Source organism: Flavobacterium panacis, assembly GCF_024649945.1.
GTDB lineage: Bacteria > Bacteroidota > Bacteroidia > Flavobacteriales > Flavobacteriaceae > Flavobacterium > Flavobacterium panacis.
On record NZ_JANKMS010000005.1, the window covers coordinates 337069 to 364004 of the forward strand.

The following is a 26936-nucleotide window of genomic DNA, read 5'->3' on the forward strand; positions in this document are numbered from 1 at the left end:
TGTACAAAAAAGAGAATTAAAAAAATTTTTCAAAAAATGCTTTGATTATTCAAAAGTATGCCTATCTTTGCACCCACAATTACCGCGGATATGGTGAAATTGGTAGACATGCCAGACTTAGGATCTGGTGCCGCAAGGCGTGTAGGTTCGAGTCCTATTATCCGCACCAAAAAAAGCTTCTGAATATTTTTTCAGAAGCTTTTTTGTTTTTACCCGTTTTGCCTCAAATTTGTTTATAAGTATTTTCATACAAGTGTTTATTTCAATTTCTTATTTTTACTTTTAAAACTTATTTGAAAGACTATAATTCCCAAAATTAAAAGTAATTCAAAACTTAATTTAAAAAATTCAAATTGAAAAATATATTCTCATTTTCACTCCTTATTTGTATTTTATTATTTTCATGTACAAAAAAATCAACAATAGAAAATGAATTAGATTCTCTGAACCTATTCTCTAAAAATTTCAATTCAGTTGACACTACCTTCTATAAAAATAAAAAAATAAAGAACTTACGTTTTTACAAAAGCAAAAGCAACTATATTAATGTAAGCTTTTATGAATCTGGGAAAAAACAATCAATTGGAGAAGTGAAAAATAGCCAATGCCATAACGAATATATTGATTGGTATGAGAATGGCGAAAGGAAATGGGTTCGCAATTATGATCTCGGAAATCAAATTGGAAAAAATATCGAGTTTAGAGAAAACGGAAAAATTGAAAAACAATTCGATAATGACAAAAATGAGTCTACAGATTACTGGGAAAATGGAAACCCTAAATTTAAATTCATAGAAAACGTTCTGCAATATTATTATTACTCTAACGGTAATTTAATGGAACAGTACGACAAAGTAAATAGTGAAGAATCTTTTGTAAAATATCTTAGTGAAAACGGAGAAATCATATTTTCTGGATATTACAAAGGAAGGATTTTATTTAAGAATAATGAAAAATTCAACGGTACAATAACCTGTTATTTCAATAATGGAAAAATTTCTCATTTTGAAAAAGTCGTCAATGGAATTCCAGATGGCAAATTCTATAGCTATTACGGAAATGGGATTCTAAAATTTGAAGGCAAAATTGAAAATAAAAAAATGATTTACTATAAATCATATTCTGATGATGGAAAGTTAACCGAATAAGGTTTTTCACCCATCAATCCTCCTCTTCACAATCTCTAAAACCTCTTCTTTGCTCATAAATGAATTCATGAAATCTTCGAGGTTTCCTTCGTTGGTTACTTCTCTGAAAAAGACTTCGTGATCGGTACCAAATAAAGTTGGGTTTTCTGGATTGGGGTCAGATAATGTGATGTAGAAATTATCTGGAAAACTATAGCTTGTTACCAGCAGAATAAAATCTGGTGTTGGATCGTTGGTTACTTTTATGATTTCGGTTAGATCTGTACTTTCATCTGTAAAATCACTGTTCCATTCGTCAAAATCGGGTGTTCCTTGTTTGAAAGGTGTAAAAGGACTGACTTCCCAAAACATCTGTCCAAATCCTTCGGTGGTTTGACAGAAATATTTTTGAATGATTTTTTCGTATAAAGCTTCTTTATTTTCTTTAAAAAGAGCTTCATTTTCGTTGATGAAATCACCAATTCCGTAAATAGGTTCTTGCTCTTCAGCAGAAGCCCAAGGAGCGTCTTCCGGTCTTTGGTACAAAACGGTGTCAAAAGTTATAGACTGCAAATCTTCCTGAAGCGAATTGCCTTTTACATTATCGATGTTTCCGCCTAGTTTTTTAATCTGTTCTAAAATTTCCTTTTTCATTGGGTTGTATTTTAAAGTAATTAAAAATAGGAATTTTCAACATATTAACTCTAAAATCAGCAAAGTTTTACACAAAAGCTTGATCATCTTGACGAAAGAAGATTACCAACACAACCAACGGGTTTGTACACGTGAAAAAAATTATTAGAACAATCTAAACAATTAAAAAATTTTGTCGGTTGTGCTGTTTTGGTTTCTTCTTTCGTCGAAATGAACTGTTTTTAAAACAATATTTTCCTTAATCAATCTCCAAATAAGGATCGAGAATCTCTGCCAATCTATTGAGCCAATAGAAATTATCATCGATATTTTTACTATCAAATTCTAAGGTTTCGCATTTGCGCATTACACATAACGAAAGCACATAATTGACTTCTCGAATGGTTTTTGCCATGTCTTTTGGAAAAACAACATCAGTAAAAAAATCTCTTAGTCTCGTTTCAACATCTTCTGAAAAGTTTCCTGTAGCCATAATCTTATTTTTTATTTGCTCCAAATATAATAAATTACACCCATACATGGGTGTAATTGAAAAATAAATCTTTCCACTTTTGAAATATGGATATTTCAGAAGCTACTTTTATTGTAAATCTTGGCATTCACGTTAGACAAATACGAGAAAAGAAAGGTTTGTCACAACAAGATTTAGCCGATGATTGTGGCATAACACAAAATCAAGTAGGCAGAATAGAAAGAGCTGAAATAAATACTACAATAAAAACTCTTGTAAAAATTGCCAATGCTTTAGATGTTGAACCTAAAGAATTATTGGATTTTCCTTTGAAATAAATGGGAAAGTTTACCATCAAAAAACTGCCAAAACAATTTCGCTTTTTATTTACTTTAAAAGAAGTTAAAGAAATTGAAAATTTTACCGAAATAAAATTCAAAAACGTAATGGGAATTTAGTAAACTCCAAAAAGTTTCTAAATGATCAATTTATACAAAGCAGTATTCACGGTTTGTCTATTCGTGGCACGAAATCAGAATCAGGCTGGGATTTTACTTTTCATCAACATGGATTCAGGGAAGAATTACTTCCCACAATACACGAATCAGGATTAAAAACTATTTTGCTTGAAAAAATAAAAGAATATTTGCATCAAGTATCTAATTCAGCTGAAACAGATTGTTATAATAACCCTCAACTTTGGGCGTATATCATGATAATTAAAAATAAAGCAGAAGTTTCCTGGCGAGAAATTAAATAAGAAAAAATACAGCTAAAGTCGGAAGTATTATTTTTACCTCAAAAACAAACCATTAATCACCAATGATCAAAACCAAAAAATTTCAACTTACCAAAAAAGAATACTTCTCGTTTATTATTAGAATTTTATTAAAAAGACGCTGGTGGCTTTATGCTTTTATAATGTTTATTTCTGTCGCAATCCTTTTTAAAGACAACAAAGATTCTTCTGATACTTTTATTATTGCTTTTGGCTTTATCTACCCTTTACTCATACTGTTTCAATATTGGCGATTCGCCTATTCAAAAGAAAATAAGATCATATTTAAAGAAAGACAATATGAAATGTACTCGGATAGAATTATTTCTTACATGGGAGAAATCTCAGAAGGAACAATTGACAATCAAAATTTTATAAAAGTTTTCGAATTAAAAGACCTTTATCTTTTATATATTTCAAAAGGTCAATGTTTTTACTTTCCTAAAAGAATTTTTGAATCTCAGGAAGATGAAAATTGGTTTAGAAATGAAGTGTTTTTAAAGATTAAGAAGAAATAATTTTGGCTAAAGCCATTTCCCAAAAAAACATAAAAAAACCTCCAGCTAAAGCAGGAGGCAATTCGTCTAGTTTTGTCATTTCGAGGAACGAGAAATCACACGCGGGATTCGACAAAGATTGGAGAATTCACTTTGTGGAGTTTCTAGTGTGATTTCTCGTTCCTCGAAATGACAAACAACAGCTCTTAAACCTCTTTACAATTTTCAAAACAAAAAAAGCAGAACGACGTATTTTTATTTTAGTCGATATAATTATTTTTACTTTTCATAAATCGTCAATCCAACGAATCTATTTCGTTTTAAACTTATTGTTATGTTTCAAAAATCAGCTTTTGCCATTGTTCTTCTTTTGATTTTAAATTCCTGTGCTGTTCAGCAAAAAACTCTAAAAACGGAGGATTGGTATGCTTTTACCAAAACGAATCCTGCAAGACAGGAACCGTCAAAAGTTTACGAGTTTACAGACGGAATGATTCGCATGTACGGAGACGACAATGGTTGTTTGATGACCAAAAAAAGCTATAAAAACTTTGAACTTACTTTGGATTTTAGATGGAATTTGGAAGAAAAATATAAAATGAAAGGCACCAAAAACAGTGGCGTGATGTACAACATTCCTCTAGATGCATCTGACAAAATCTGGCCAAAAGGAATTCAGTTTCAAATAAAAGAAAATGTTACGGGCGACTTTATATTTCTAGATCAAGTAACAGCAAAAGTAAACAGAAAATTGATTGAAGCCGGTGCAAGCGTAGTTTCTCCAAAGTTTTTAGCCAATGAAAACGCACATGGCGAATGGAATTCTATTGTGATCAGATCTTTCAACGGAAAAATTACGCAGTATCTAAACGGAAAATTGGTAAACGAATGCACAGAAGCTTCTTCTACGGAAGGGAAAATTTCTTTAAACTATGAGCGTTCGCCAATTGACTTTAGAAACATTTCAATCAAAAGCATTTCTAAAGAATAAAATCTACGATACATTAATTGTCTATTGCGCACCAACTTTGTGAAGTTTCTTGCGGAGATTCCCCATTTCTGGGAATGAGATACTGAATAATTCAGATTTAAAATAATTCAGAAATTTCTTTAATTATTTTAGGTTTTAATCTTTAAATATTCTTATTTTTAAAATACCAAAAACCTAATTCTCCTTATTTTATTCATTTTTAAATCTCTAAAACTATTTAGAACACATGAAAAAATACAGATTATTAGTCATTCTTATTGGAATTATTGCGGTTTTTTACTTCGCCAGATCGGTTCGAAGTTTTACCGTTAAACAAGAAACCCGAACGCTAAAATCGGAACATTTTGTTGTTTCCTATAGCGGAATTTATAAAAGTGAAGCTGAAAAAGTCAGCAAACACCTGGAAGAGAATTATGCTCAAATAAGAGAAAATCTAAAAGATGTCGAACATGGTATAACAAAGGTTTTTATCTATGGTTCACGATTTAAGTTCAACGAAGCTACAGGTTTAGAAGAAAATACAAAAGGTACAAGCCGCGGCCCAAACGAATTTCATTTTATTTATACCAATTGGTTTAATTCTATTTTTCCAGACGATCCGCTCAAAACGGCGCTACATGAATTTACACATTGTGTTCAGTTAAATATTTTGATCTACAAAGCCAAAGACACTATTATCGCGCAAGACCGACTTACTTTTGACAAGGAATTTGATAAAAAGTTCAAAGCCGAATATCCGCGCTGGCTTTGGGAATCGATCAGTATTTTTGAAGCGAAAGAAGTAAACACCTTAAGCGTAAAATATGCCAAAAGAAAAAATCTGACTTTAGAAGAACTCAACCAAAGTAATCAGATTTACAATATTGGTTACACGATAATTGAATATCTGACCCAAAAATGGGGAAAAGATGTTTTACCCAAACTAATCGCTTCTTTCGGCAGTATCGAAAAAACACTGAATATTTCAACGGAAGAATTTGAGAAAGGCTGGATGGCTTTTTTGGAGGAGAATTATTGAATATTTTTATTTCACGCAGATTTTAAAAGATTTAAGCAGATATACACAGATTATTTATTTTACAAAATCTAAAAAAAATCTGCTGTAATCTGTAAAATCTGCGTGAAAAAATCCGCATCTGTACAAGAAACTTGGAACTAAAAAACCTTTGTCAAAGTTTAAAACTTTGACAAAGGTTTCGTATCAATTGGAATTTGGACTCGAGCGATAGCGAACAGGCGAAGCAATTTATTTATTGGAATTTAATATTTCAAGAATCTTATCCACATTCACTTCCCTATAATCATTGATATAAAAATCACATGGCGGCAATTCTTCTTTAGAATGAGTACTCAAAACACCAACGACTTTCATTCCGGCATTTAATCCTGCTGTAACGCCCGAAAAAGAATCTTCGAAAACCACACAATCAGACGGAGAAACACCAACTCTTTCTGCCGATTTTAAATATACTTCTGGATTTGGTTTATGAAACGTGACATCTTCGCTTGACATCATCGAATCCATTTTTTGATCTAATTTCAGGAAATTAGCAATCAAATCCAGATTAGCGCGCGGCGCCGATGTTGCAACAGCTGTTTTGAATCCGCGAGATTTTAGTTCTTCTAAAAACTGCATATAATGCGGAATCGTTTCGACCTTGTCTTTGTAAATCTCACGAAACATTCCTTCTTTTTCGTCTTCCAATTTCGTCAATTCTTCACCTTGAATCGGACGTTTGAAGAAATGCGTCATGATGTAACTATTGTGTTTTCCGTACATATGTTCTTCAAATTCTTCATTCGTGTACGGAATTTTATATTTATCGAAAAACTTTTCAAAAGCGACTACATGATGCGGATTGGTGTGGCAAATCACGCCATCCATATCAAAAATTACACATTGCTGGCTCATAATTTTATTTGTTTTTAAACGGGTGCAAGATACGAGCATTTATATTGTTTCTAGCCTTTAAGTACGTTAATAAAGTCTTATTTCTCGCAGGATTTTGTTTAGAATCTCGCAAAGTCGCTAAGACGCAAAGTTTTTGTTTTAAGATAATACCAAACGCACAGTTTGTCATTTCGACGAAGGAGAAATCACACTAGAAATTCCGCAAAGAGAATCGCCAATCTGCGTCGAATCCCGCGTGTGATTTCTCCTTCGTCGAAATGACAAACATGCGATAAAAAACTTTGCGACTTTGCGACTTTGCGAGACTAATCGACAAAGATTAGCAAAAACTTGAAACATTAAACTTGAAACAAAATTACCCGATCCAAATTTTACTTTTCACCAAAGTCATTGTTTGTCTCAAATGCTGATTACATGCAATTAGAATAATCAAAACTACTAAACCATATCCTACAATCGTATAAATCTCCATATCCGCCAATAAAGTCGATTGTTTTGAAATTGTACCGAAAAGCTTTTTCATCGCTAAAACATTGGCATTATCTGCTGAATATCCTTTGGCAATAAAACTTTGAGTTGTCGAAGCAATTGCATTCTGAGCTTCTGGATTTTCTCCTGTTACAAATTGACTTAATTTCAGAAAATGTTTTTTATTCAAGAAAACCATGGCATTCTGCATCACACAGAAACCAATTGTACTTCCCCAAAAACGTCCCGAAACACCCACAATTCCCGAAGAAACCGCCATATTTGCAGGAACCGAAGAGGTGGTAAACAGAATCAACGGAACAAATAAAAACCCTACTCCGATTCCTTGCAAAATGTATGGAATAATAATATCGCTCAATGCAACATCTGGCACAAAAAGAAACGTAAACCAGAAGTGGAAAATAGCAATGAGCGTAAAACCAATCATGAAAATAATTTTAGTCGAAACAGATTTCATCAGAAAAAAAGCGGCTAAAATAAGTCCGATTACGTTTCCTAGTCCGTTTATGTACTGAACGCCTGCCACACGTGATGGATCCCAATTCCAAATTGAATACATCGCAGAATGACAAAGACTCAATGTTGCTCTGCTGATATAAAAAAGGAAAAACAATAAAAATCCGATTCGCAGATTCGCGTATTTTATGACCTCAAAGTTGAAACTCGGCCTTTTTACCAAACGTTCTTTAAAGATGAACAATCCACCAGTTATGAGCGAAATTACCAGCATTAAAACCATTTCTGAAGATTGAAACCAATATTTTTTCTCTGCGTAAACAAAAAAGTAGGCACCGCAAAGAATCGAAATTAAAACCAAAAAATAACTCATCCAGTCGATTTGATACAACGGAATCTTCTTCGTAATTCGGTGCCCTCTGAAAGTAACTAAGATTAAAAAGACGTTTAAAACCTGCAGTCCGCCCGAAACATACAACATGTATTTCCAGTCGTAATGGTCGAGAAACCACACGGCGATATTCATAATAAACGGCGTAGACAACAACAGCGAGCCGTAATAAAATGAAAACCCGATAATGATCGCATTTTTAGAATTGAACTGCTCAATAAGCAATTGTCTGATCGTAATTACAGGAAGCGCCATCAGGATTCCTTCGGCAACTCTCATTAATAAAAAGACCGAAAAATTGGTTATATAAGCCGATGCAACAATCGTAATTCCGATTAAGGAATAAACTGCCATCAGATAATTTTTCGCAGGAAAAAAACTCGAAAATCGGCTTTCTATTAAAATGGTTGCCAGCAGAGTTCCGTAGGTTACGCACATTGCAAACTGCAAATCTTCGGGCTCAATATCCAGAAAACTAGCCGCATAAGTTACGTTTGACGTGTAAACTCCCAATAAAATCATAGAATGCAGCAAACAAACGAACAAAATAATAATGATCGCCCATCTCGGAACCCATGATTTAAATATACTTTTATCTTCCATTTTATTTGTGCGCAGCAACAACTGTAATATTCATTCCTGCTCTTAAAAAATCGGTTTGTTTGTCTTGTTCTTTTAACTGAATTCTAACTGGAATTCTCTGTTCAATTTTCACGAAGTTTCCAGTTGCATTATCTGGAGGAAGCAACGAAAATCTCGCACCGCTCGCAGGCGATAACGAAGCAATTGTCCCCACAAAAGTTTTATTATCTATAGCATCAGCTTTAATTTCTACTTCTTGCCCAACGGTTAAATATTGTAATTGCGTTTCTTTAAAATTGGCTGTAATCCATTTTTCTTTACTTACAATAGAAAGCAAAGACTGTCCTTCTTTTACCATTTGTCCTGGTTGTAAAGTTCGTTTTCCAACCCAGCCGTCATAAGGCGCTGTAATTACCGTGTACGAAAGAAACAATGCCGCATTGTCTGCAACAGCTTGTTTTGAAGCAATATTGGTCTGTGTTGTCGGAACATTCGCTTCAGCAACAGAAGTACTTAAAGAAGCCGAATGAATTCTGTTTTTCATTTCTGAAAAATGCGCTTGTGCCGATTCGTAGTCTGCTTTTACTTTTTCTAATTGTTGAGAAGTCGCTGCTTCTTCACTAACCAAAGCTTTATATCTTTCGTATTCTAATTTGGTTTTCCAAAGATTTGCTTTTGCAGCCTCTAATTGTGCTTCGTTAATTGCCGTTGCACTTGCTGTGTTAATAGCATTTTTCTGAGCTACAACGTTATTTTGCTCTGCGTTTTGAACATCGGCAAGAGCCACATTCAATTTCGATTTGTATTCTCTGTTATCAATCACCACCAAAGTATCGCCTTTATGCACAAATTGGTTTTCGTCAAAACGAACTTCCTGTACATAACCCGTAATTCTCGACATAATTGGCGTAACGTATTGTTCTACCTGAGCGTCATTGGTTTCTTCGTGATTTCTGTTAAACACATAAAACCAAATTCCCAAAATAACCCCGCTTACAACCAGTGTGCACGCAATAATTGTTATTAGTATATGAAACGTCTTATTTCTTTTAGTTTCATTTTTTATCTTAACCATCTTTTTATCTCTTTATCTTAGTTCTTTAAAATCTTGCTTCTTTCTTCTAACTTTTCATATTTAACTTCCCGCATTAGGCATAATCCCCGCCGTATGCATCATCTCATAATGTTTCAAAACAGCATCCAATCGAGTAGAGATTTTGTTGTATTTCGCTTGAAGCAAAGCATTATCAGCATCGACCATTTCTGTAATCAAAACCAATTGGTTTAAATATTTCAGCTTTACGATTCGGTAGTTTTCTTCGGCTAAATCCAAAGCTTTGTCTACTACGACAAACTTTTCAAGGATTTCCTGATACTGCGTATGCTCTTTGTACAACTGATCCTGAATTTCATCTTTCAAAATTTCATTCTGCATTTTCTGTGCATCGATTTTCGTATTTGCTTTTGCCACTTTCGTTTTGTTTTTATACAAAGCCGAAAGATCAAAACGCGCCTCGATACCCACCTGACCTAAAGTGTACAAATAGGGATTTGGCGGAAAGAATTTGTAGTTTGGATAATAAAAACCATAATTCCCGAAGAAATCTACAGTTGGCAGATAATTCCCTTTTACCAATTTCAATTCAGTTTTACTGATGTCCAATTCCTGACTTGCCATTCTCATTTCTTCATTCTGCATGGCTTTGCTCAAATAGAAATCATACGGATCTACACCGTTCATTTCGTCCAAACTTGACGTTGTGTCGATAGCAATTTCTTCGTTTTCTGGAATCTGAATCAACGTCTTCAGATCGTGAAGTGCGATTTTAATGTTTTTGGAGTTTGTCAACGCATTCAATTCACGATCTGAGAGTTGTAATTCGGCACGTATAACCTCATTTTTGGTCACCGTTCCGTGTTTCTGAAGCGATTGTACTTCTTTTAATCGGTTCTTCTCTTCTTTGATATTTTCTTCAAATATCTTTTGAAGTTCCATCATTTTATAAATCGCCAGATAATTGGCCACAACTTGCAGCTCAATATCATTTTCTGTTTTTTCCGATTTTATTTTTGCAATTTCGTTTTCTTGATTCGCAATTTTAATCGCGTTATTAATCTTGTTTCCAACGTAAATTGGCATTTTAAAAGTTGAATTAACCTCATAGATTTCAGGAATTGCTTTGGTAACTTCTTTTCCGTTTAAGAAACCATCTCCTTTAAATTCTGTAATGTTGGTAATTCTAGAGTACATTCCGTTAAGTTGTACATCTGGTAATCTAAGTTCTTTTCTTTCTTTGATGTTTTGCTCAGCGAGCGTAATCTCCAGTTGAGATTTAAGGACTTTTTTGTTGTTTTCCTTCGCCAGTTTCATCGCTTCTTGTAAAGAAACCGTATGAACTTCCTGAGCATGTAAACTATTGAATACTAAAACCATTAGTAAAATCAATAAGCTTCTGGGAAAACAATCTTCTTTAGAGTTTGTTTTTGTAAGGAACATGAATATTTGAATATTTGATGCTGCAAAGTTCCTTCATTTTTTCGTTGGCGGAAGATTATTAAAAGCCAACAACATATTCATTTCGGACAAATGTTAAAATTTCATTTTTCGAAAACGTTATATTAAAATACTGGAAAACAAACAGTTGAAGATAAAAATTATTTCACGCAGATTTAAAGTGATTTTAGCAGATGAGCGCAGATTTATTTTTTACTCTCGCTCCCGATAGCTATCGGGATTGGCAGATTAAGCAGATAAATTTTTAAAATAATCTGCAAAATCAGCTTAAATCTTTTTAAATCTGCGTGAAATAATTATTTACACACTGCAAAAATCCCCTAAATCTGCGGAATCTGCGAGAGAAAATTTTAAGTTATAGAATAAGAAAATCGGCAAATATGCATGAAATAAAAATCTACTTATTACGCTCCAAAATTTCCTCCCCGTTTAAGTAATCAGAAGGTCTTTGGCCTAAAATCTTAAAAAAAGTATTACTGAAAGTCGGAACACTATTATAACCAACTTCTAGAGCTACCTCTTTTACAGAAAGCTTTCTTTCTAATAAAAGCTCGATCGCTTTGAGGATTCTTCGAATAGTATAATATTGAATAAAAGACATTTTGAGATCTTTTTGAAACAAGCGATACAAAGAGCGTTCGCTATAACCAAATTCATGCGCCACATCGGCAAAGAGAATTGTTTCTCCGAGATTGTTTTCTATGTGTCGAAGAATTTTCCCTAGTCGTTTATCTTTAGGCTGAGGCAGTTCTAAAGGCAGATTATTAGTGCATATTTGAGGAAGAATTGCTTTTATAGCTTTTGCAATCACAAAATTCGGAGTGTTTTTTTTCAAATCTCCATTCCACTGATTGGTAAACATCATCATTTGAAGAAGTAAATTATTCACTGGATAAATACCTTCTTTTTTATAGAAATCATCTTCATCTTTTTCAACTGGAAAATAAAGATTTCGCATCATCACATGTTCCGACTTCGGTTCAATGCTATGTTCCAATCCGGCAGGAATCCAAATAAAATGTCTTGCTGGAAGAAAATAAGACTTTGTTTCAGTAGTCACAAAAACTACATCGCCTTCTGCATAGAGCATCTGCGCTTTATTGTGTTTGTGTGTTGGAACAAGTAATTCGCCCATTATATCATGATGACAATAAATGCTTTTTTTATCAGCATCTACTTTATTGAGATAATATTTGTCCACTTTGAATGTGCCTTGTTCCATGATATAAAGATAGGGAAGAAATAAATTCCAATATTTAAAAATTCCAAAACTGGAATCTAAAAAAATTAACCGCAAAGAACGCAAGGATTTTTTTTCTAGGATGGCGCTTATAAACGCAAAGTTCGCAAAGCTTTATCGTATAGCCTCGCGAACTTTTATAAATCTTGCAAAAAAACCTTTGCGAACTTTGCGTAAATCTTAGCGCCTTTGCAGTTAAACCACGCAAAATGCATAAAAACAAAAAAGCCTCTCATTAAGAGAAGCTTTTTACAAACTTAGGCGGTCTGGACGGGACTCGAACCCGCGACCCCATGCGTGACAGGCATGTATTCTAACCAACTGAACTACCAAACCCTGCGTTATTGTGGGTGCAAAAATACAACAGAATTTCGTTTCTGCAAGCGTTTTTACGAATAAAATTTTCAGAATTTTTTAATTGATTAAATTCCAATATTTTAAAAATTAAAATTTTGATCAAAAAGTAGGAAGTTTCTTTTACCAACCATAAAACATATCAAAATAAAAGCATAATCCCGACAACTATCTGCAACAAAGCTGTATCAAATTATAGCTTTGTGAACTTTGTATTCTTAAAAAAACCTTTGTGAACTTTGCGTATTCTTTGCGCTCTTTGCGGTAAAATCTTTACGGAATTATGTGTGTGATTTCTCCTTTCAGTCGAAATGACAAACTGTGTCGAGATTGGAATTTGGACTCGAGCGATAGCGAACAGGCGAAGCAATTTAATTTTGAGAATTCAAAATCATTGGAATTTACCTTTTCACAAAAGGTCTTAAATCAAAAAAGCCATCCACAAAAGTGGAAAGCTTTTCATTGGTCTAACTACTAAACCAGCTACGAGTTACAAAGTCGTAGCAAAACAACACAACTAATCTTAGATACCGTATTTGGGCAAAAAAGCCTTTCTGTTACGAAAGGCTTTCCCCAATATTGCGGTCTGGACGGGACTCGAACCCGCGACCCCATGCGTGACAGGCATGTATTCTAACCAACTGAACTACCAAACCTCTGCGTTATTGCGGTTGCAAAGATATAACAGAATTTCATATCTGCAAGCCTTTTTATAAAAAAAATTAAAAATTTCTTTAAAACATTATCCAAAGTTTTGTTTTTCAACCAAATATGTGGTCAATATTTTTTCAAAATTATCGCCAACATTTACGGGAACGTACTTAATTTGGTTCTTCGCGCAGGTTAAAGCCAGGTTTTTAAAGTAGGCTTCTACCCTTTTTTCGTATTCCTGTTTTACATTATCAGCAAAAATAGAAACCTCTTCTCCAGATTCTAAGTCAATGAACTTTCTTGGCGTGTTGTCAAAATCAAACTTCATTTCGGTTTGATTGTCAACCACATGAAACAAAACTACTTTGTGTTTGTTGTGTTTTAAATGTTGCAAAGCGTTGAATAATTTCTCGTCATCCTGCGTTTGAAACATATCTGTAAACAAAATAATCATCGATCGGCGGTGCATTTTTTCTGCTATCTGGTGCAGATATGTAATCGTATCAGTGGTTTTCTTTGCTTTTGGCTGTTCTAATAATTGTTCCAGTTTGTTCAAAAGCATTCTGTGATGGCGATCGCTTCCTTTTTCGGGAGCATAATATTCGTAAGAATCAGAGAAAACGCTTAAACCAACCGCATCGCGCTGTTTCTTTAAAATATTCATCAAAACTGCCGAAGCCAAAACTGCAAAACCAATCTTCTTTTCATAAAAAGACTGATTCGATTTCAGTTCAGGATAATGCATTGACGACGAATTATCAACAATCAAATGACAGCGTAAATTGGTTTCTTCCTCAAAACGTTTCGTGTATAAACGATCGGTTTTGGCGAATAATTTCCAGTCGATATGTTTGGTGCTTTCGCCTGCGTTATAGACTTTATGCTCGGCAAATTCGGCCGAAAATCCATGAAACGGACTCTTGTGCATTCCAGATATAAAACCTTCCACAACCTGATTTGCCAGCATTTCGAGATGCTGAAAACTCGAGACTTTCTCTATTTCCGATTCAATTTTCATTCGGTTTCTTTTTTAATATTTTGTGCTTTATAAAGCAAATCTGTCGCCATGAATAACTTACGTTTCAAGATCGGACTAAAATTAGGGTTTTCTTTTAAGAAACGCTGTACTTCATCAAAAGCATATTTCGACGAATACTTCCCAACCGTATTATCCAACCAATCTTTCGGAAAGAAAATATCTCCCGTACGCTGGATTTCGTCTACCAAATCTAGTGAAAATCTAATATACTTTTGAGCACTTTCCTGACGAAGCGGATGATTTACATTGGCCAAACCAACCGAAACCCAAGATTCTTTCTCGCGATTTGAATCGTCTCTTAAAGATTCTACAAAAGCATTTCGAACCGATTCGTCTTTTGATAACGATGGAAGCAAAAATTCAAATCGTTTCTTTTTATCTGGATTTGAAATTGAATTTCTAGTCTTTTCTAAAATCTCATCTGCTTTTTTATGTTTAAAAATTGCCAGATTCATTGCCATATTGGTGTAATCGTCTTCGTTTAATTTCAAACCTGTAATCGAGATTTCTCTATTCCAAACCTTATACAAACTTGCTTTTCCTGACTCAGAATAAGCAACAGAACTAAACAAACCAAACAATGTCTTTTTTATATTCGAAGACAAATTAGCTTGTAAACGCTCATATAAAATCCCTACAAGCTGTTTTTGAACTTTATTTTGCTGTTTTTCAGTAAAAAATCTCCAATAAATAGTATTCAAACTTCCCGTTGCAATTCGCAAAACCAATTCATTGTCTTCTGATTGAATTCCTTTTAAAAAGCATTCATACGCTTTATCTGGAGAAATATTTCCAATCAAAGTATTTTCGTAAAGATTACTATACGCCGAAGCTCTCGCCACCTCATCTTTTAAACTTGCGATATAATTTAAATTATTCCCGTCAAGCGGAAAAACACCGTATCCAAAACCATTATAATTGTATATAATAGCAAGCGGTTTTTCAAGTCCGACAGCTTCTTTTAAAACCAAATTTTTATCTGTAATATTTGCTGTTAGCACTTTTACATCATTGGCGTAAATTAAACCGATTTGAAAAATCTGAGGCCAAACGTTATTCGATTTATCCTCGGCTTGTTGTGTAATTTCAAAGCTTTTGATTTTGTTCTGAGCATCGTATTCGATTTTATCTGAGAAAATGGTTCTTCCTGATTTGTTTACCCAAACCTCGCTCCATTTCTTCATATCCAAAGAAGTTTCGGCATCAAGTAATTCTACCAGATTATTCCAATCCGCATTGTCATTGGCATATTTCTGAATGTATTTTTGAATTCCTTTTTGGAAAGCTGCTGCCCCCATTGAAGCTTCTAACTGACGCATCATAATTGGTGCTTTGTTGTAAATCATAGCACCGTAAAGCGAACCAGCATCTTTCAAATTAGCCAAATGTTGTTTTATAGGATGTGTTCCCAGAGATCGATCTTCCGCGTAAGCGCTGGGATAATGCGCCGTAAAAAACTGCAAATTATGATTGACTTTTGGAAAAATCGGATTCATGATTTTGTCTGCCATAAAGTTGGCAAAAACCTCTTTCATCCAAACATCATCAAACCATTTCATCGTCACCAAATCGCCAAACCACATGTGTGAGGTTTCGTGTGCAATGAGTTTTGCTCGGTTTAAATTTTCGCTGTCGGTTGCGCTGTTATCCAAAAACAAAGTCGATTCTCGGTATTGAATCGCTCCTACATGTTCCATTCCTCCATATTGAAAAACTGGAATCGAAGCGAAATCCAACTTTTGAAAAGGAAATTTATAATTGGTATATTTTTCTAAAAAATCGATAGACTGCTGATGCAAATTGAAAATCGTATCGGTACTGCTTGCTATTTTTCCTTTGTCATTTTCACGGTATAAAAAAGTCATTTCTAAACCTGGCTTTTTCGTCACGCTGTTGAATTTTCCTGCCACAAACGAAAACAAATAGGTACTCATTTTATCAGATTCTCCGAAAATGTAAGACGTAAAATCTCCTTTTTCGACTTTCTCTTTTACATCGGCTCCAGCCAAAACCTTCCACTCTTTTGGAACAGAAAGACTCAATTTGTAAGTTGCTTTTAAATCTGGCTGATCAAAACTCGGAAATAAAGTACTGGCGCGGTCTGGAACTAATAAAGTGTATAGAAAATCATCGTTTCTGTTTAAAGATAAATTTCCTGCAATGAAAGAAATCGAAACTGTATTTTTTCCTAAAACTAAAGCTGAAGGAGCAATTATAACATGTCCGTTTTGATGTACAATGGCAATACTTTTTCCGTTTACTTCAACCGATTTTATGTTTGATGTTTTCTCTTTAAAATCTAAAAGTAAGGGCTGACTTAAATCAGATAAACTCAAATTGACAATCAAATGAGAATTGATGTTTTCTGATTTTTGCTTCGGAATTTCGAATGACAAATTATAGTGAAGATCTGAAATCTGTTTTTTACGAAATTGTGCCAATTGCTCTGAAACACCACTTTCAAATAATACACTTTCTTTTGACTGCGAAAAACCATTGGAAATCAATAGAACAAAACAAAGAAGGCTGTAGAAAATTTTCATTTTTAAGGAATATAAGATTCGATAAAAATAACAAAAGGAATAATTTTTCACAAACAATTACTGCAACAACATTGCATTTGAAAATAAGATTTCTATATTTGCAACTCTATTGCATTAATTCTCGAATGAAAAAGAAACTTAGAATTATAAATCTACTAATGCCACTGATCGTATTGTTTGCAATACTTTTTCCAGTTGTGCACTCGTATGAGCATATTCTAGATACGCATTCGCAGAAAGAAAAAATAGAATTTTCGGTTTCAGAAAAACCACAATTTAAAGCAAAACTGCATTCGTTTCATAAATGTTCGATTTGCAATTTTAAATTCAGCGCAGTTGGCACTTTAGCCTTTACTGTTTTTCAATTTTATAAAAACATTTCTGTTGTAAAACACCTTACTTTTTACAACGAACAGCATTTTGCATTTTTTAGAGGGTCTTTATTCTCACTTCGAGCCCCTCCTGTTTTTACACTTTAATTTTTTTGTGCACTGATTGCTTTGCAATTCGGCTATTGATTTGTTTTTGATGGTTTCTAAATCGTAAACATTTTATAGCAATCTCATTTATTTTCAGCAGTTTAATACATTGTATTGACATTCATTTTTGCATCGAAAATTAAAATTTCTTTGCTAGAATACTGCTTTTTCTGCGCAAAAAATTCCCTTTTCAAATTTATCGATTACGGCATTTGAACTAAGACTTAATTCTGTTTTTAGTTCTGTTTTTACTGTTTTTTCGTGATTTAGAAAATGTTTCGCTCTTCTGGAGCTCTTGTCTAAATGGTAAATCTATATCTATAAATATGTCGCCCCGCTGGGGCTTTCTTTTAAATGATGAATTTATTTCTATAAATATTCCGTCCCGCTGGGACTTTTTCAACGATTCTATAAATGTTTTGTTCCTCTGGAACTTGGAATAATAACACCTTTTTGTAACCCAAATACTCTTTATAAAATGATCAAAATCAAATCAGAAAAAATGAAAACAACAAAACTCATTCTGGCTTCGGTTTTTGCTGCAATTGCTTTTACAGGCTGTAGCAACGACGATTCAGAAAAAGAACAAGCCATTCCTGCGATTGACAAAATCGAATTGGGTCTTGGCAACAACGAAACCGCAACTATTGGCGAAGATTTTCACTTTAATGCGGAAGTAACTGCTGCTGACAAAATCAAAAATGTACAAGTGAAAATTGTACAAAAAAGCACTGAAACCTATTCTAAAGTTTGGTCTCACGAAATTACTTGGACGCAATATGCAGATGCCAAAAACGCAACGGTTCACAAGCATTTTGACATTCCAGAAGATGCTGTTGAAGGTAAATATGATTTCATCATTATTATCAACGATCAAAACGGAAGTAAACTGGAAGTAACCAAAACCATCACGATTTACAAATTGGAAAATATTCCTGTAAATCCTGTGGCCTCTATTTTCACGGTTTTTATAAATGATTCTTTTATGTACCGAAAAGGCAATTTTTCTGATGCCAGTGCAAAGTACAAAAATAATGACATTTTCAGTTCGCAAGTAACATTGGAAGGCATAAAAGGCGATGGAATTATGTATTTGCTTTTGATTAATAAAAACTTAAAACACAATCCTGAAAGCGTTGACCAAATTGATTTTAAAAAAGTAATCGTGTATGATGTTTTAGAACATAAAAACGTGGCCGATGCAAGTCAGTTTTCTAATGTTCCTTGGGATGGCGTAAAGTTTACAAGAGAAAAACCAAACCTAATAATTGGTGCTCCAAAAGACAACAATTCTCCTGTTCAGCAAGATTTAATTGCTAACAAATCTTGGGCAACGGGCAATTATACTTTCTTGGTTTTGTATAAAAACACGACTTATAATATCAATTTCTCTCAGTCAATTGATCTTCCTTTTGCACTTTAATTTCAATCAAAAAAAATGAAAAAGATATCCTTTTTATTAGGCGTTTTGGCTCTTGTTTTTATTTCTTCCTGCTCCAGCGATAAGGCAGAAATCGATACTGAATATCCTGTAATTGATATTACCACCGCTGGCGCTTTTCCTATTCAATGCAGTACAATCGAACGCGGAAAAACCTTCACTTTCAAAGCTACTTTTAATGATAATGTCGAATTGGGTTCTTACAGCTTAGACATTCATCACAATTTCGATCATCACACTCATAGTACAGAAGTTACTACTTGTGAAACCGAAGCCGTGAAAAAGCCAGTAAACCCAATGCTTTTCATCAACAATTACACGATTCCAAAAGGTGTAAAAAATTATGAAGCAACGGCGCAAATTACAATTCCTGCCGATGTTGATCCTGGAGATTATCATTTTATGATCAGATTAACGGACAAAGAAGGCTGGCAAACGCTGAAAGGTTTAAGTATTAAAATTTTATAATCAGGATTTAATGAAGAATGCCCAATTCCTTTATTGGAAATATTGTTTTTTACTCGTCAGTTTATTGATTTCATCTGAAGTTGTTTCTCAAAATAAGTCTTCAGAAAAAAAACCTGAAATTAAAGAACTCAACGAAGTTATTGTCAACGGAAATGCTGCTGAAAAACGCAAAAAAGAAGAATCTCTGAATGTCGAAACTGTAAACAGCAGTTTTATTCAGCGTAATCTTGGCGGGAGTTTAATGCAGTCTTTACAGAAATTGCCTGGTGTTAAAACCATTTCGATTGGTTCTGGAGGTTCAAAACCATTGATTCGAGGCTTGAGTTTTAATCAGGTCATTGTGGTTGAAAACGGTTTGAAGCACGAAGGCCAGCAATGGGGTGCCGATCACGGTTTAGAAATCGATCAATATGCGGTAAACCGAGTAGAAATTATAAAAGGTCCTTCTTCATTTATTTACGGATCCGATGCTGTGGGCGGTGCGGTCAATATTAAACCGCTTCCTCTTCCTTCCAAAAATTCTTTTGGCGGAAGCGTCGACCTTACCGGAAAAAGCAATAATGCCCTGTTTGGAAGCTCTTTCAATTTATATGGCAGAAATGAAAACTGGTTTTTCGATTCTCGTGTAACGACAATGGATTACGGCGACTATCGTGTTCCAACCGATGTGGTTCATGTATATAGTTACTCTGTTCCGTTGTATAAAAATCATTTGCGAAATACTGCTGGACGTGAACTTGATTTTCATTTGAGTACAGGCTATTCTGGAGAAAAATTGAAGTCGATTTTTTATCTCAGTAATGTTCACACCAAAAGTGGCTTTTTCGCGAATGCGCACGGACTCGAACCTCGAAATGTCGATGTCGAATTACACGATAAATCGAGCCGAGATATTTTGATGCCTTATCAGCAAGTCAATCATTTGAAAGTGAGCAATACGACTTCTTTTAATTTTGGAAATCATGCTTTTGAAACGCAGATTGGCTTTCAGAAAAACTTTAGAAGAGAATGGAGTCATTACGTCAATCATGGTTATATGCCTCCAATTTATCCTGAAAACATGTACGCGCCACAAGATTTGGAACGTCAATATGATAAAGATGTTTGGTCGTTTTCTGCGAAAGATGAATTTGCTATTAATCGCCATCAAATTACAATCGGAACTAATGTCATCGCACAAGAAAATGCGATTGGCGGATGGAGTTTTTTGATTCCCGCTTTCACGCAATTTAACGCGGGTTTGTTTGCTTATGATAAAGTTGAACTAAATGAAAAATGGTTTCTACACGGCGCAGTTCGTTACGATTATGGTACCATCAAAATGAAATCGTATTACGATTGGTTTGAAAGTCCGGTTTCAGAAAACAATCAAACGCGATTGGAATATTTACAACGCTCTGACGATTTGACTAAGACTTTCAACAGTTTTACATGGTCGGCTGGGGTAAATTATAATCCTGGAAATCTGACTTTGAAAGCCAATTTAGGTTCGAGTTTTAGAATGCCGATTGCGAAAGAATTGGCTTCAAACGGAGTAAATTATCATTATTTCAGATTCGAAAAAGGAAATCCAAATCTGGATGCAGAACGTTCGTATCAATTGGATTTGGGAATGGAATGGCAACAGCAAAACTGGTCTTTTCAGCTGACGCCGTTTGTAAATTATTTTCCTAATTTCATTTATTTAAATCCAACTTCAGCGCATGATACTTATTATGGAGCAGGAAATCAGGTTTTTGAATACGAGCAGAGTAAAGTATTTCGTTATGGCGCTGAATTACAAACTCGTTATTATTTCCTAAAATCTTTAAGTGCAGAAATCGCGGCAGAATATCTTTATTCAGAACAAAAATCTGGAAGCAAAAAGGGTTATACACTTCCGTTTTCGCCACCGCCTTCTGTTTTGTTTGGACTCAATTACGAACCTCAAACAGGTTTTTTAAAAGATTCTTATTTCTCTTTTGATTATCGTCTTACAGCAGCTCAAAATCATATCGTTCCACCTGAGAAAAAAACAGCCGAAAGTCATGTTTTTAATGTCGCTTTGGGAACCAAAATTAAAACTGGAAAAGAAACTGTCAGCATCAATGTTCAAATCCAAAACTTATTCAATACAAGATATTTAAATCACACAAGCTTTTACCGACTTATCGAACTTCCAGAAGCGGGAAGAAATATTATTGTTTCCATGAAAATTCCGTTTTCGGTTTCGCGATAAGTCCGATCCTTCAAAACTCAATTAATTACAAATTTTAAATCCTTTATTACAATGAAAAACAAGTTTTACAAACTCCTATTTTTATCTGTTTTATCGCTTTTTGCAGTTTCGTGCAGCAACGACGATGATAACCACGACGATCACGATCATGACCATGAATCTGAAGAACATACATTTGTTAGAATTTTACTTTCTGACGAAAAAACCGCTGAATTAACGCTTTTTGATCCGCATGAAGATAAAATCAGTTCTTTTACGGCAAAATTTCCTAAATCATCTTTGTACACAACAGAATCTGGACGTTATGCAGGAATTGTTCACAGAGACAATAATTTCGTAGAAACTTTAGATAGCGGACTAGAATTACACGGTGATCACATTGATGTTGATGATGTTGCTAAATTTGGAGTTTTAGCGACAAGCGCCTCAAAACCAACGCATTTTAAAAGTAAAATTGGAGAAATCCTAACTTTTAATGATGGAGACGGAACGCTTTCTGTTGGTAAAGAAGCTGATGTAAATAAAGCTGGCTCAACCTTCAAAACGATCAATGCAGGTTTATTGGCGCATCACGGTGCAATGGCGACTTTTACAAACGGAACTTACGCAATTACTGAAAAAGACAATTCGGTTACAGGAACACTTCCAGAAAAAGTAAAAATCATTGACAATACAGGAAAAACACTTTTTGATGCTAAACTTCAAACCAAAGGAATTCACGGAAATGCTTCAGACGGAGTTTATGCGGTTTTCGGTTCTTCTAGCGGAATTTTAGTTGTTGAAAGCAACGGAAACCAAAAACTAATCGATCATCCAGCAGATTTTGGAACGGCTTGGTTTGGAACTATTTTAGAAACAGCTTCAGCTGGAAAATTCATCGGATTCACGGCTGCAAAAGGCGCTTATTTAATTGATGTTGTTGCAAATACCGTAAAACCAATTATTGCAAACACTACCATTATGCAATGTAAAGTAAGTTACGATCATAAAAAACTGGCTGTTTTATTGCATTCAGGAGATTTTAAACTTTACGATATCAGCAGTTTGCAAGTTGCAAAAGAAGTTAAAGCAACTTCAGAAACAGCAACAGATGCAACATTAAAACCTCAAATGGCTGTTACAGATCGTTTTGCTTACATCACTTCACCATCAACGGGAGAATTATTACAAGTAAATCTTTCTTCTTCAGAAATCAAAAAGAAAAAGGTTTCAAGTACGCCTTATATGATTACGATTTTAGGTTACGAAAGCAGTGAAACTCACAATCACTAATTCATTAAAAAAATAAAAAAATCGGCACTTTATTAATTTAGAGTGCCGATTTCTATTTAAATCGAAAAAGGCTTGACAATTGCCAAACCTTTTTCCTTCACTAATTCAAAGCTATCCAAAAAAATGAATTATTCTGTTTGTTGAAAATCAAAGCTTAAATCTCCAGCGTTGTAACTATTAGCAACAGTTGTTGGAAAAGTCTGTGCTGTACCGCTTAACCATCTGTATTCACTGAATGTGATATTTCCTGCAACAATTGGATAAACAGCATTAGAATTATCTGCTTTGCTCTTTTTGTACCAATCATTAGAGTTCATAGAAATGAGGTATTTTTTGTCTTTTTCTAAAGCTAATTCGCTAATTTCTTTTTTAACCTCAACATCAGCTGTTGCTATATTTAAAGTTTCAGAACGTAATACCGCTTTCGTTGCAAAGTCCCAGATCGTAACGCGAACCGAAGGATTTGTTGCGGGAAGTTTTAGCGTAATGGCTTTCATTTTTCCTTTTACAGTTGGCGTAAATACCAATCCGAATTCGTAATCTCCAGAGTTAATAAAGTTAGTTACTGTAGTAAACCCTGTTTTTGTGTAATAAGCCGCTAACGGATTTTCGGTTTCAAATTTTGGAGTATTATCTTTATCGTCACTGCTGCAAGAAATCGCTAAAGCAGCAGTTAGTAAAATCGTAAAAATGGTTTTAAAAGCTCTCATAATAGTTATTTATTAGTTTGATTAATTGATTTTGTTTTTTAAGAATTAAGGCTGAATACTAAGAGCGGTACAAACTTCTTCGTAGCTCATTTTAGAGTAATCTACTTTGGCTGTTTTTGATGTTGCAGAAGCCACTCCGCCCGGAATTAAAATATAACGCCAGTTTAAAGAAGCAGGAAGTGCTACAGTCGTACCGTCATTTGCATGTTTAAATCGAAACAATTTGATGTTCCCTATACTTGAAATCGCCGTAATGGTGTTAATTGATCCACCCGCTGTAGAAGTATAAGGAAGTCCAAAAACATTAGTTCCAGATCCGAAAGACATATACACTAAAACAGTTCCTTTTGACATAATATCTGCTGTAAGTTGTGGTGCGGCTATAGAAGTTGATAATCCTGATGTTCCGTCTATTGTTTCTGGCGTTCCTGCAGGAGCATTAATCCAAGCGCTGTAAATCACATTTGCAGTTCCAGCTGGTCCTTGTACTCCATCTGCACCGTCTTTCCCATCGGTCCCATCATCGCTACTGCATGAAATTGCTGAAATAGAAATTAGTAAAATGAAAAAAATCGTCTTAAAAGTTTTCATAACATTTTGGTTTTAAAATTTTAATTAAATAGTTCTTTTTTAATTTAATAGCTTATATTTTTGCAAAAATCAATAAGGACTATTTTTCCCTTATGACTTAATTACAGAACAAATTTGCGGCAATAAGTTTAGGCTCAAAACAGCCAATAGACGAACAACATTTTAAATAGACAGACGACATAAATTAAGTTTGAATGATGAAAAAATACACTTGTATTATTGTTGATGATGACGAAATTGACAGACTTACGGCGGTTTCTTATGCTAAAAAATTCCCTGTTCTGGATATCATAGGGATTTTTGAATCGGCTGAAGATGCCGTTCCTTTTCTGGAAAAAGAAAAAATAGATATCTTGTTTCTCGATATTGATATGCCGGGTTTAAACGGAATTGAATTTAGAAAACAAGCCCTTGAAGTTCCTGTCTGCGTTTTTATAACGGCACATCCCGAACACGCTGTAGAAAGTTTCCAGATCGAAACATTAGACTTTATAGTTAAACCTCTCAAACTGGATCGTTTTACACAAACCATAAATCGGATAGAAGAGTTTATGGAAATCAAACTAAAAGCTTCATTGTTTGAAGCGAGTATTGGCGGTGATACGATCTACATAAAAGAAGGACATGAACAAACCAAAGTAAAACTTCACGAAATTCTATATCTGGAAGCCTTAAAAGATTATACTCTGATTGTTACAGAACGAAAAAGACATTGTGTACTTTCGAGTATCGGAAATCTTTTAAAAGAAGATCATTTCCAGTCTTTTGTCCGTATTCACAGAAGTTATGCTGTCCAAAAACAATATGTTCAGAAAATAAATTCAAATGAAATTGTTCTGAACAATCAAGCCATCATTCCTATTGGAAGAAGTTATAAGGAAAATCTAAATCTGATAGCATGAGAATCCTAAAGTTCTTGCTGTTATTCTTTATTAATTTTAATGCTTTTGCACAGCAGGAACCCAATTTAGCGCGCTATAAAACAACAGACGAAAAACTTAAAATCTGGCTACAGTATACCGAAAAAATTTTAGCCAATGAGGATTTCCCTAAACTTATAAGTGCCGCTGACAAAGGAATTGCCATTTCTAAAAATCAGAATGCTTACTTAAGTCGATTTTATATTCAAAAAGGGCTTGGTTACGAATTTACGAACAATCAGTATCAGAAAGCTCTTCTAAATTTTGAACTTGCCTGGAAATATGCCCGTAAAGCCAGACATTTAAAGAATGAAACAACTGCTTTAATGCGTCTTAATTATGCTTATTATTCGGTTCAGGATACTGCAAAAAGTAAATCTTTAGTAAAATATATCAAACAAGTTCTAGACACTACAAAGAGTACGTATACTAAATCGGTATTAAACGGAAGTTTAGCAGAATACTATCAAAATAATGCTGAATACGAAACTTTCATTAATTATCAGTTAAAGGCGATTTCTTATAAAAAATTACTCAAAAAGAGTATCGCAAACGAGGAAAACATTGGTATATCGTATCTTCAAATTGGGAGCGCTTACACCAAAATGAAACAGTTTCCAAAAGCTATTGAATATTTTAATGAAGTAAAACCATACTTAAAAAACTCTCCTTATGTAATGGCTTATTTATGCAATTATTACCTGCATAGTTATGTCGTATTAAAAGAAAAAGACAGTATTCATAAATATTACGATCTTGTTTATTCGTATCCAACAGCAAAAGATTCCCTCTTTATTAATTTAAGCTTTGCCAACAGAAGTATGTCTGAATATTTTGCAGGCGAAGGCAACATAAATAAAGCGTATGATTTTGCTAAAAAATCTGTTTCGTTTGCAGAAAAATCAAATGATCCGGATATTATAATGGAAGCTAATACCAATTACGGAAAGGTTTTAAACGAAAAAGGAGAACACAAAAAAGCAATAGAAGTATTAAAAAAAGCATCTGAAAAAGCGCTGAAATACGACAAAGAATCTTTTGTCATGATCAATAAAAAACTCTCTCAAAGTTATGCCGCATTGGGACAATGGAAAGAAGCTTATTATTACAACGAAATTTACAGTAAAAACAATGATGAAATGATGGCACAGTCTGCCAAAAAAAACATCGCCAATGCCGAAGCCCGATTTCAAAATAAAACCAAAGCGCAGGAAATTAAAAATCTTTCGACCGAAAATGCCATAAAAAACATTCAGATTGCAGATGCTAAGCAACAGCGTATTTTCCTCATTTCTGGAATTACTCTGGTTTGTATTATTGGATTATTGTTATTAAAACAAAGTCAGAGTAGAAAGAAAACCAATTTAAAACTTCAGGCTTTGAATCAGGAATTGGATGAAGCCAATAAAATAAAAGCTCGCTTTTTTAGTATTTTGAATCATGATCTTCGAAGTCCGATTTCGAATCTGATTCATTTTCTGCATCTCCAAAAAGAAAATCCGGAATTGATTGACGAAGAAACGGCAATCCGAATGCAGCATAAAATTACAACTGGAGCCGAAAATTTATTGTCTTCTATGGAAGATATTCTGCTTTGGAGCAAAGGACAAATGGAGAATTTTAAACCTCAGTTTAGAAAAACGAAAATTGAAGTTCTTTTTGAAGAAACCGAAAAGCATTTTTCAAATGTAGAAAACATCGAAATTCTTTTTGAAAATCCTGAAAACCTCATTTTAGAAACAGACGAAAATTATCTCAAAACCATTATTCGAAATCTGACCGGAAACGCCATCAAAGCATTAGACAAAACTCCAAATGCTAAAGTCGTCTGGAAAGCCTGGCAGGAAAATCAGAAAAATTATCTTTCGATTACTGATAACGGTCCAGGCGGAACACAGGAGAAATTCAAAGCTTTATACGACCAATCAGAAGTAATCGGAATCAAATCTGGTTTAGGATTGCATTTAATTCGTGATCTCGCAACAGCTATAAATTGTAAAATTGAGGTTTGCTCAAAGCCAGATTCTGGAGCGACATTTACTATTATTTTTGAATAAAAGTTTGCCACTAATTGCACGAATTTTCACGAATTGAATTAGAGAAATTAAATAATTCAATTATGCTTTTCTATTGATAAAATTAGTGTCAATTCGTGAAATTAGTGGCA

General features: G+C 34.1%; 24 protein-coding genes and 3 tRNA genes. 14 read left to right on the forward strand and 13 right to left on the reverse strand.

Features of this window, described 5'->3' with window-relative positions:
- Positions 1 to 84 precede the first annotated feature (84 nt).
- Positions 85 to 169, forward strand: a tRNA-Leu gene (locus NQQ59_RS13310).
- Between the two features lie 184 nt (positions 170 to 353).
- A complete protein-coding gene (locus NQQ59_RS13315; protein WP_144215777.1) occupies positions 354 to 1148 on the forward strand; it encodes a toxin-antitoxin system YwqK family antitoxin in 795 nt (264 codons plus the stop codon).
- A 6-nt stretch (positions 1149 to 1154) separates the two neighbouring features.
- Here NQQ59_RS13315 and NQQ59_RS13320 read toward each other — a convergent pair whose 3' ends face one another.
- Positions 1155 to 1781, reverse strand: coding sequence for a hypothetical protein (locus NQQ59_RS13320; protein ID WP_144215779.1), 627 nt, complete (start codon positions 1779 to 1781; stop codon positions 1155 to 1157).
- Positions 1782 to 2019: 238 nt separating this feature from the next.
- A complete protein-coding gene (locus NQQ59_RS13325; protein WP_144215782.1) occupies positions 2020 to 2253 on the reverse strand; it encodes a hypothetical protein in 234 nt (77 codons plus the stop codon).
- 86 nt (positions 2254 to 2339) lie between these two features.
- Here NQQ59_RS13325 and NQQ59_RS13330 point away from each other — a divergent pair, with 86 nt between their 5' ends.
- The 5 genes from NQQ59_RS13330 to NQQ59_RS13350 all read left to right on the forward strand — a co-directional run bounded on the left by NQQ59_RS13330 (position 2340) and on the right by NQQ59_RS13350 (position 5516).
- The gene (locus tag NQQ59_RS13330) at positions 2340 to 2570 is read left to right on the forward strand and encodes a helix-turn-helix domain-containing protein (protein WP_144215784.1); all 231 of its coding nucleotides are present in this window, start codon (positions 2340 to 2342) and stop codon (positions 2568 to 2570) included.
- A 141-nt stretch (positions 2571 to 2711) separates the two neighbouring features.
- Complete coding sequence (locus tag NQQ59_RS13335) at positions 2712 to 2846, forward strand: hypothetical protein (protein WP_257698285.1); 135 nt, start codon at positions 2712 to 2714, stop codon at positions 2844 to 2846.
- Between the two features lie 208 nt (positions 2847 to 3054).
- Positions 3055 to 3528: a YcxB family protein gene (locus NQQ59_RS13340; RefSeq protein ID WP_144215786.1), complete on the forward strand. Its 474-nt coding sequence runs from the start codon at positions 3055 to 3057 to the stop codon at positions 3526 to 3528.
- Between the two features lie 313 nt (positions 3529 to 3841).
- A complete protein-coding gene (locus NQQ59_RS13345; protein ID WP_144215788.1) occupies positions 3842 to 4498 on the forward strand; it encodes a 3-keto-disaccharide hydrolase in 657 nt (218 codons plus the stop codon).
- A 226-nt stretch (positions 4499 to 4724) separates the two neighbouring features.
- A complete protein-coding gene (locus NQQ59_RS13350; RefSeq protein WP_144215790.1) occupies positions 4725 to 5516 on the forward strand; it encodes a hypothetical protein in 792 nt (263 codons plus the stop codon).
- Between the two features lie 228 nt (positions 5517 to 5744).
- Here the strand turns inward: NQQ59_RS13350 and NQQ59_RS13355 are convergent, their stop codons facing one another.
- From NQQ59_RS13355 to NQQ59_RS13395, 9 genes are all read right to left on the reverse strand, one after another.
- On the reverse strand, positions 5745 to 6410 hold the full coding sequence (locus NQQ59_RS13355) for an HAD family hydrolase (protein WP_144215792.1): 666 nt from the start codon (positions 6408 to 6410) through the stop codon (positions 5745 to 5747).
- Between the two features lie 355 nt (positions 6411 to 6765).
- Positions 6766 to 8349 (reverse strand): MFS transporter, encoded by a 1584-nt coding sequence (locus NQQ59_RS13360; protein WP_144215794.1) that lies wholly within the window; start codon positions 8347 to 8349, stop codon positions 6766 to 6768.
- A gap of 1 nt (position 8350) precedes the next feature.
- A complete protein-coding gene (locus NQQ59_RS13365; RefSeq protein ID WP_144215796.1) occupies positions 8351 to 9403 on the reverse strand; it encodes an HlyD family secretion protein in 1053 nt (350 codons plus the stop codon).
- Positions 9404 to 9463: 60 nt separating this feature from the next.
- The gene (locus tag NQQ59_RS13370; protein WP_144215798.1) at positions 9464 to 10825 is read right to left on the reverse strand and encodes a TolC family protein; all 1362 of its coding nucleotides are present in this window, start codon (positions 10823 to 10825) and stop codon (positions 9464 to 9466) included.
- Between the two features lie 415 nt (positions 10826 to 11240).
- Positions 11241 to 12065, reverse strand: coding sequence for a helix-turn-helix transcriptional regulator (locus NQQ59_RS13375; protein WP_144215800.1), 825 nt, complete (start codon positions 12063 to 12065; stop codon positions 11241 to 11243).
- Positions 12066 to 12345: 280 nt separating this feature from the next.
- A tRNA-Asp gene (locus tag NQQ59_RS13380) sits at positions 12346 to 12419 on the reverse strand.
- A 600-nt stretch (positions 12420 to 13019) separates the two neighbouring features.
- Positions 13020 to 13093 (reverse strand) — tRNA-Asp (locus NQQ59_RS13385).
- Positions 13094 to 13179: 86 nt separating this feature from the next.
- Positions 13180 to 14106 carry a DUF58 domain-containing protein gene (locus NQQ59_RS13390; RefSeq protein WP_144215802.1) on the reverse strand — a complete coding sequence of 309 codons (927 nt, stop codon included), beginning with the start codon at positions 14104 to 14106 and terminating at the stop codon, positions 13180 to 13182.
- Positions 14103 to 16670: a M1 family metallopeptidase gene (locus NQQ59_RS13395; RefSeq protein ID WP_257698286.1), complete on the reverse strand. Its 2568-nt coding sequence runs from the start codon at positions 16668 to 16670 to the stop codon at positions 14103 to 14105. The genes NQQ59_RS13390 and NQQ59_RS13395 overlap by 4 nt, the downstream gene beginning before the upstream one ends.
- 125 nt (positions 16671 to 16795) lie before the next feature.
- On the opposite strand from NQQ59_RS13395, the gene NQQ59_RS13400 reads away from it, so the two are divergent.
- The 5 genes from NQQ59_RS13400 (at position 16796) to NQQ59_RS13420 (ending at position 22548) form a co-directional block, all read left to right on the forward strand.
- Positions 16796 to 17149, forward strand: coding sequence for a hypothetical protein (locus tag NQQ59_RS13400; RefSeq protein ID WP_144215806.1), 354 nt, complete (start codon positions 16796 to 16798; stop codon positions 17147 to 17149).
- 502 nt (positions 17150 to 17651) lie between these two features.
- On the forward strand, positions 17652 to 18572 hold the full coding sequence (locus NQQ59_RS13405; protein ID WP_186296595.1) for a DUF4625 domain-containing protein: 921 nt from the start codon (positions 17652 to 17654) through the stop codon (positions 18570 to 18572).
- 15 nt (positions 18573 to 18587) lie between these two features.
- The gene (locus NQQ59_RS13410) at positions 18588 to 19058 is read left to right on the forward strand and encodes a DUF4625 domain-containing protein (protein WP_144215810.1); all 471 of its coding nucleotides are present in this window, start codon (positions 18588 to 18590) and stop codon (positions 19056 to 19058) included.
- A gap of 10 nt (positions 19059 to 19068) precedes the next feature.
- The gene (locus tag NQQ59_RS13415; RefSeq protein WP_144215812.1) at positions 19069 to 21276 is read left to right on the forward strand and encodes a TonB-dependent receptor; all 2208 of its coding nucleotides are present in this window, start codon (positions 19069 to 19071) and stop codon (positions 21274 to 21276) included.
- 51 nt (positions 21277 to 21327) lie between these two features.
- On the forward strand, positions 21328 to 22548 hold the full coding sequence (locus tag NQQ59_RS13420) for a hypothetical protein (protein ID WP_144221537.1): 1221 nt from the start codon (positions 21328 to 21330) through the stop codon (positions 22546 to 22548).
- Between the two features lie 128 nt (positions 22549 to 22676).
- On the opposite strand, the gene NQQ59_RS13425 is transcribed toward NQQ59_RS13420, so the two are convergent.
- Together NQQ59_RS13425 and NQQ59_RS13430 are read right to left on the reverse strand one after the other, a co-directional pair.
- Entirely contained in the window at positions 22677 to 23258 is a 582-nt protein-coding gene (locus tag NQQ59_RS13425; RefSeq protein ID WP_144215814.1) for a DUF4082 domain-containing protein, read from the reverse strand.
- Between the two features lie 45 nt (positions 23259 to 23303).
- Positions 23304 to 23849, reverse strand: coding sequence for a hypothetical protein (locus tag NQQ59_RS13430; protein ID WP_144215816.1), 546 nt, complete (start codon positions 23847 to 23849; stop codon positions 23304 to 23306).
- A 194-nt stretch (positions 23850 to 24043) separates the two neighbouring features.
- Between NQQ59_RS13430 and NQQ59_RS13435 the strand changes: the two genes are divergently transcribed.
- Both NQQ59_RS13435 and NQQ59_RS13440 read left to right on the forward strand, forming a co-directional pair.
- On the forward strand, positions 24044 to 24751 hold the full coding sequence (locus NQQ59_RS13435) for a LytR/AlgR family response regulator transcription factor (protein WP_144215818.1): 708 nt from the start codon (positions 24044 to 24046) through the stop codon (positions 24749 to 24751).
- Positions 24748 to 26826 carry a tetratricopeptide repeat-containing sensor histidine kinase gene (locus tag NQQ59_RS13440; protein WP_144215820.1) on the forward strand — a complete coding sequence of 693 codons (2079 nt, stop codon included), beginning with the start codon at positions 24748 to 24750 and terminating at the stop codon, positions 26824 to 26826. Before NQQ59_RS13435 ends, NQQ59_RS13440 begins: the two co-directional genes overlap by 4 nt.
- Positions 26827 to 26936 lie beyond the last annotated feature (110 nt).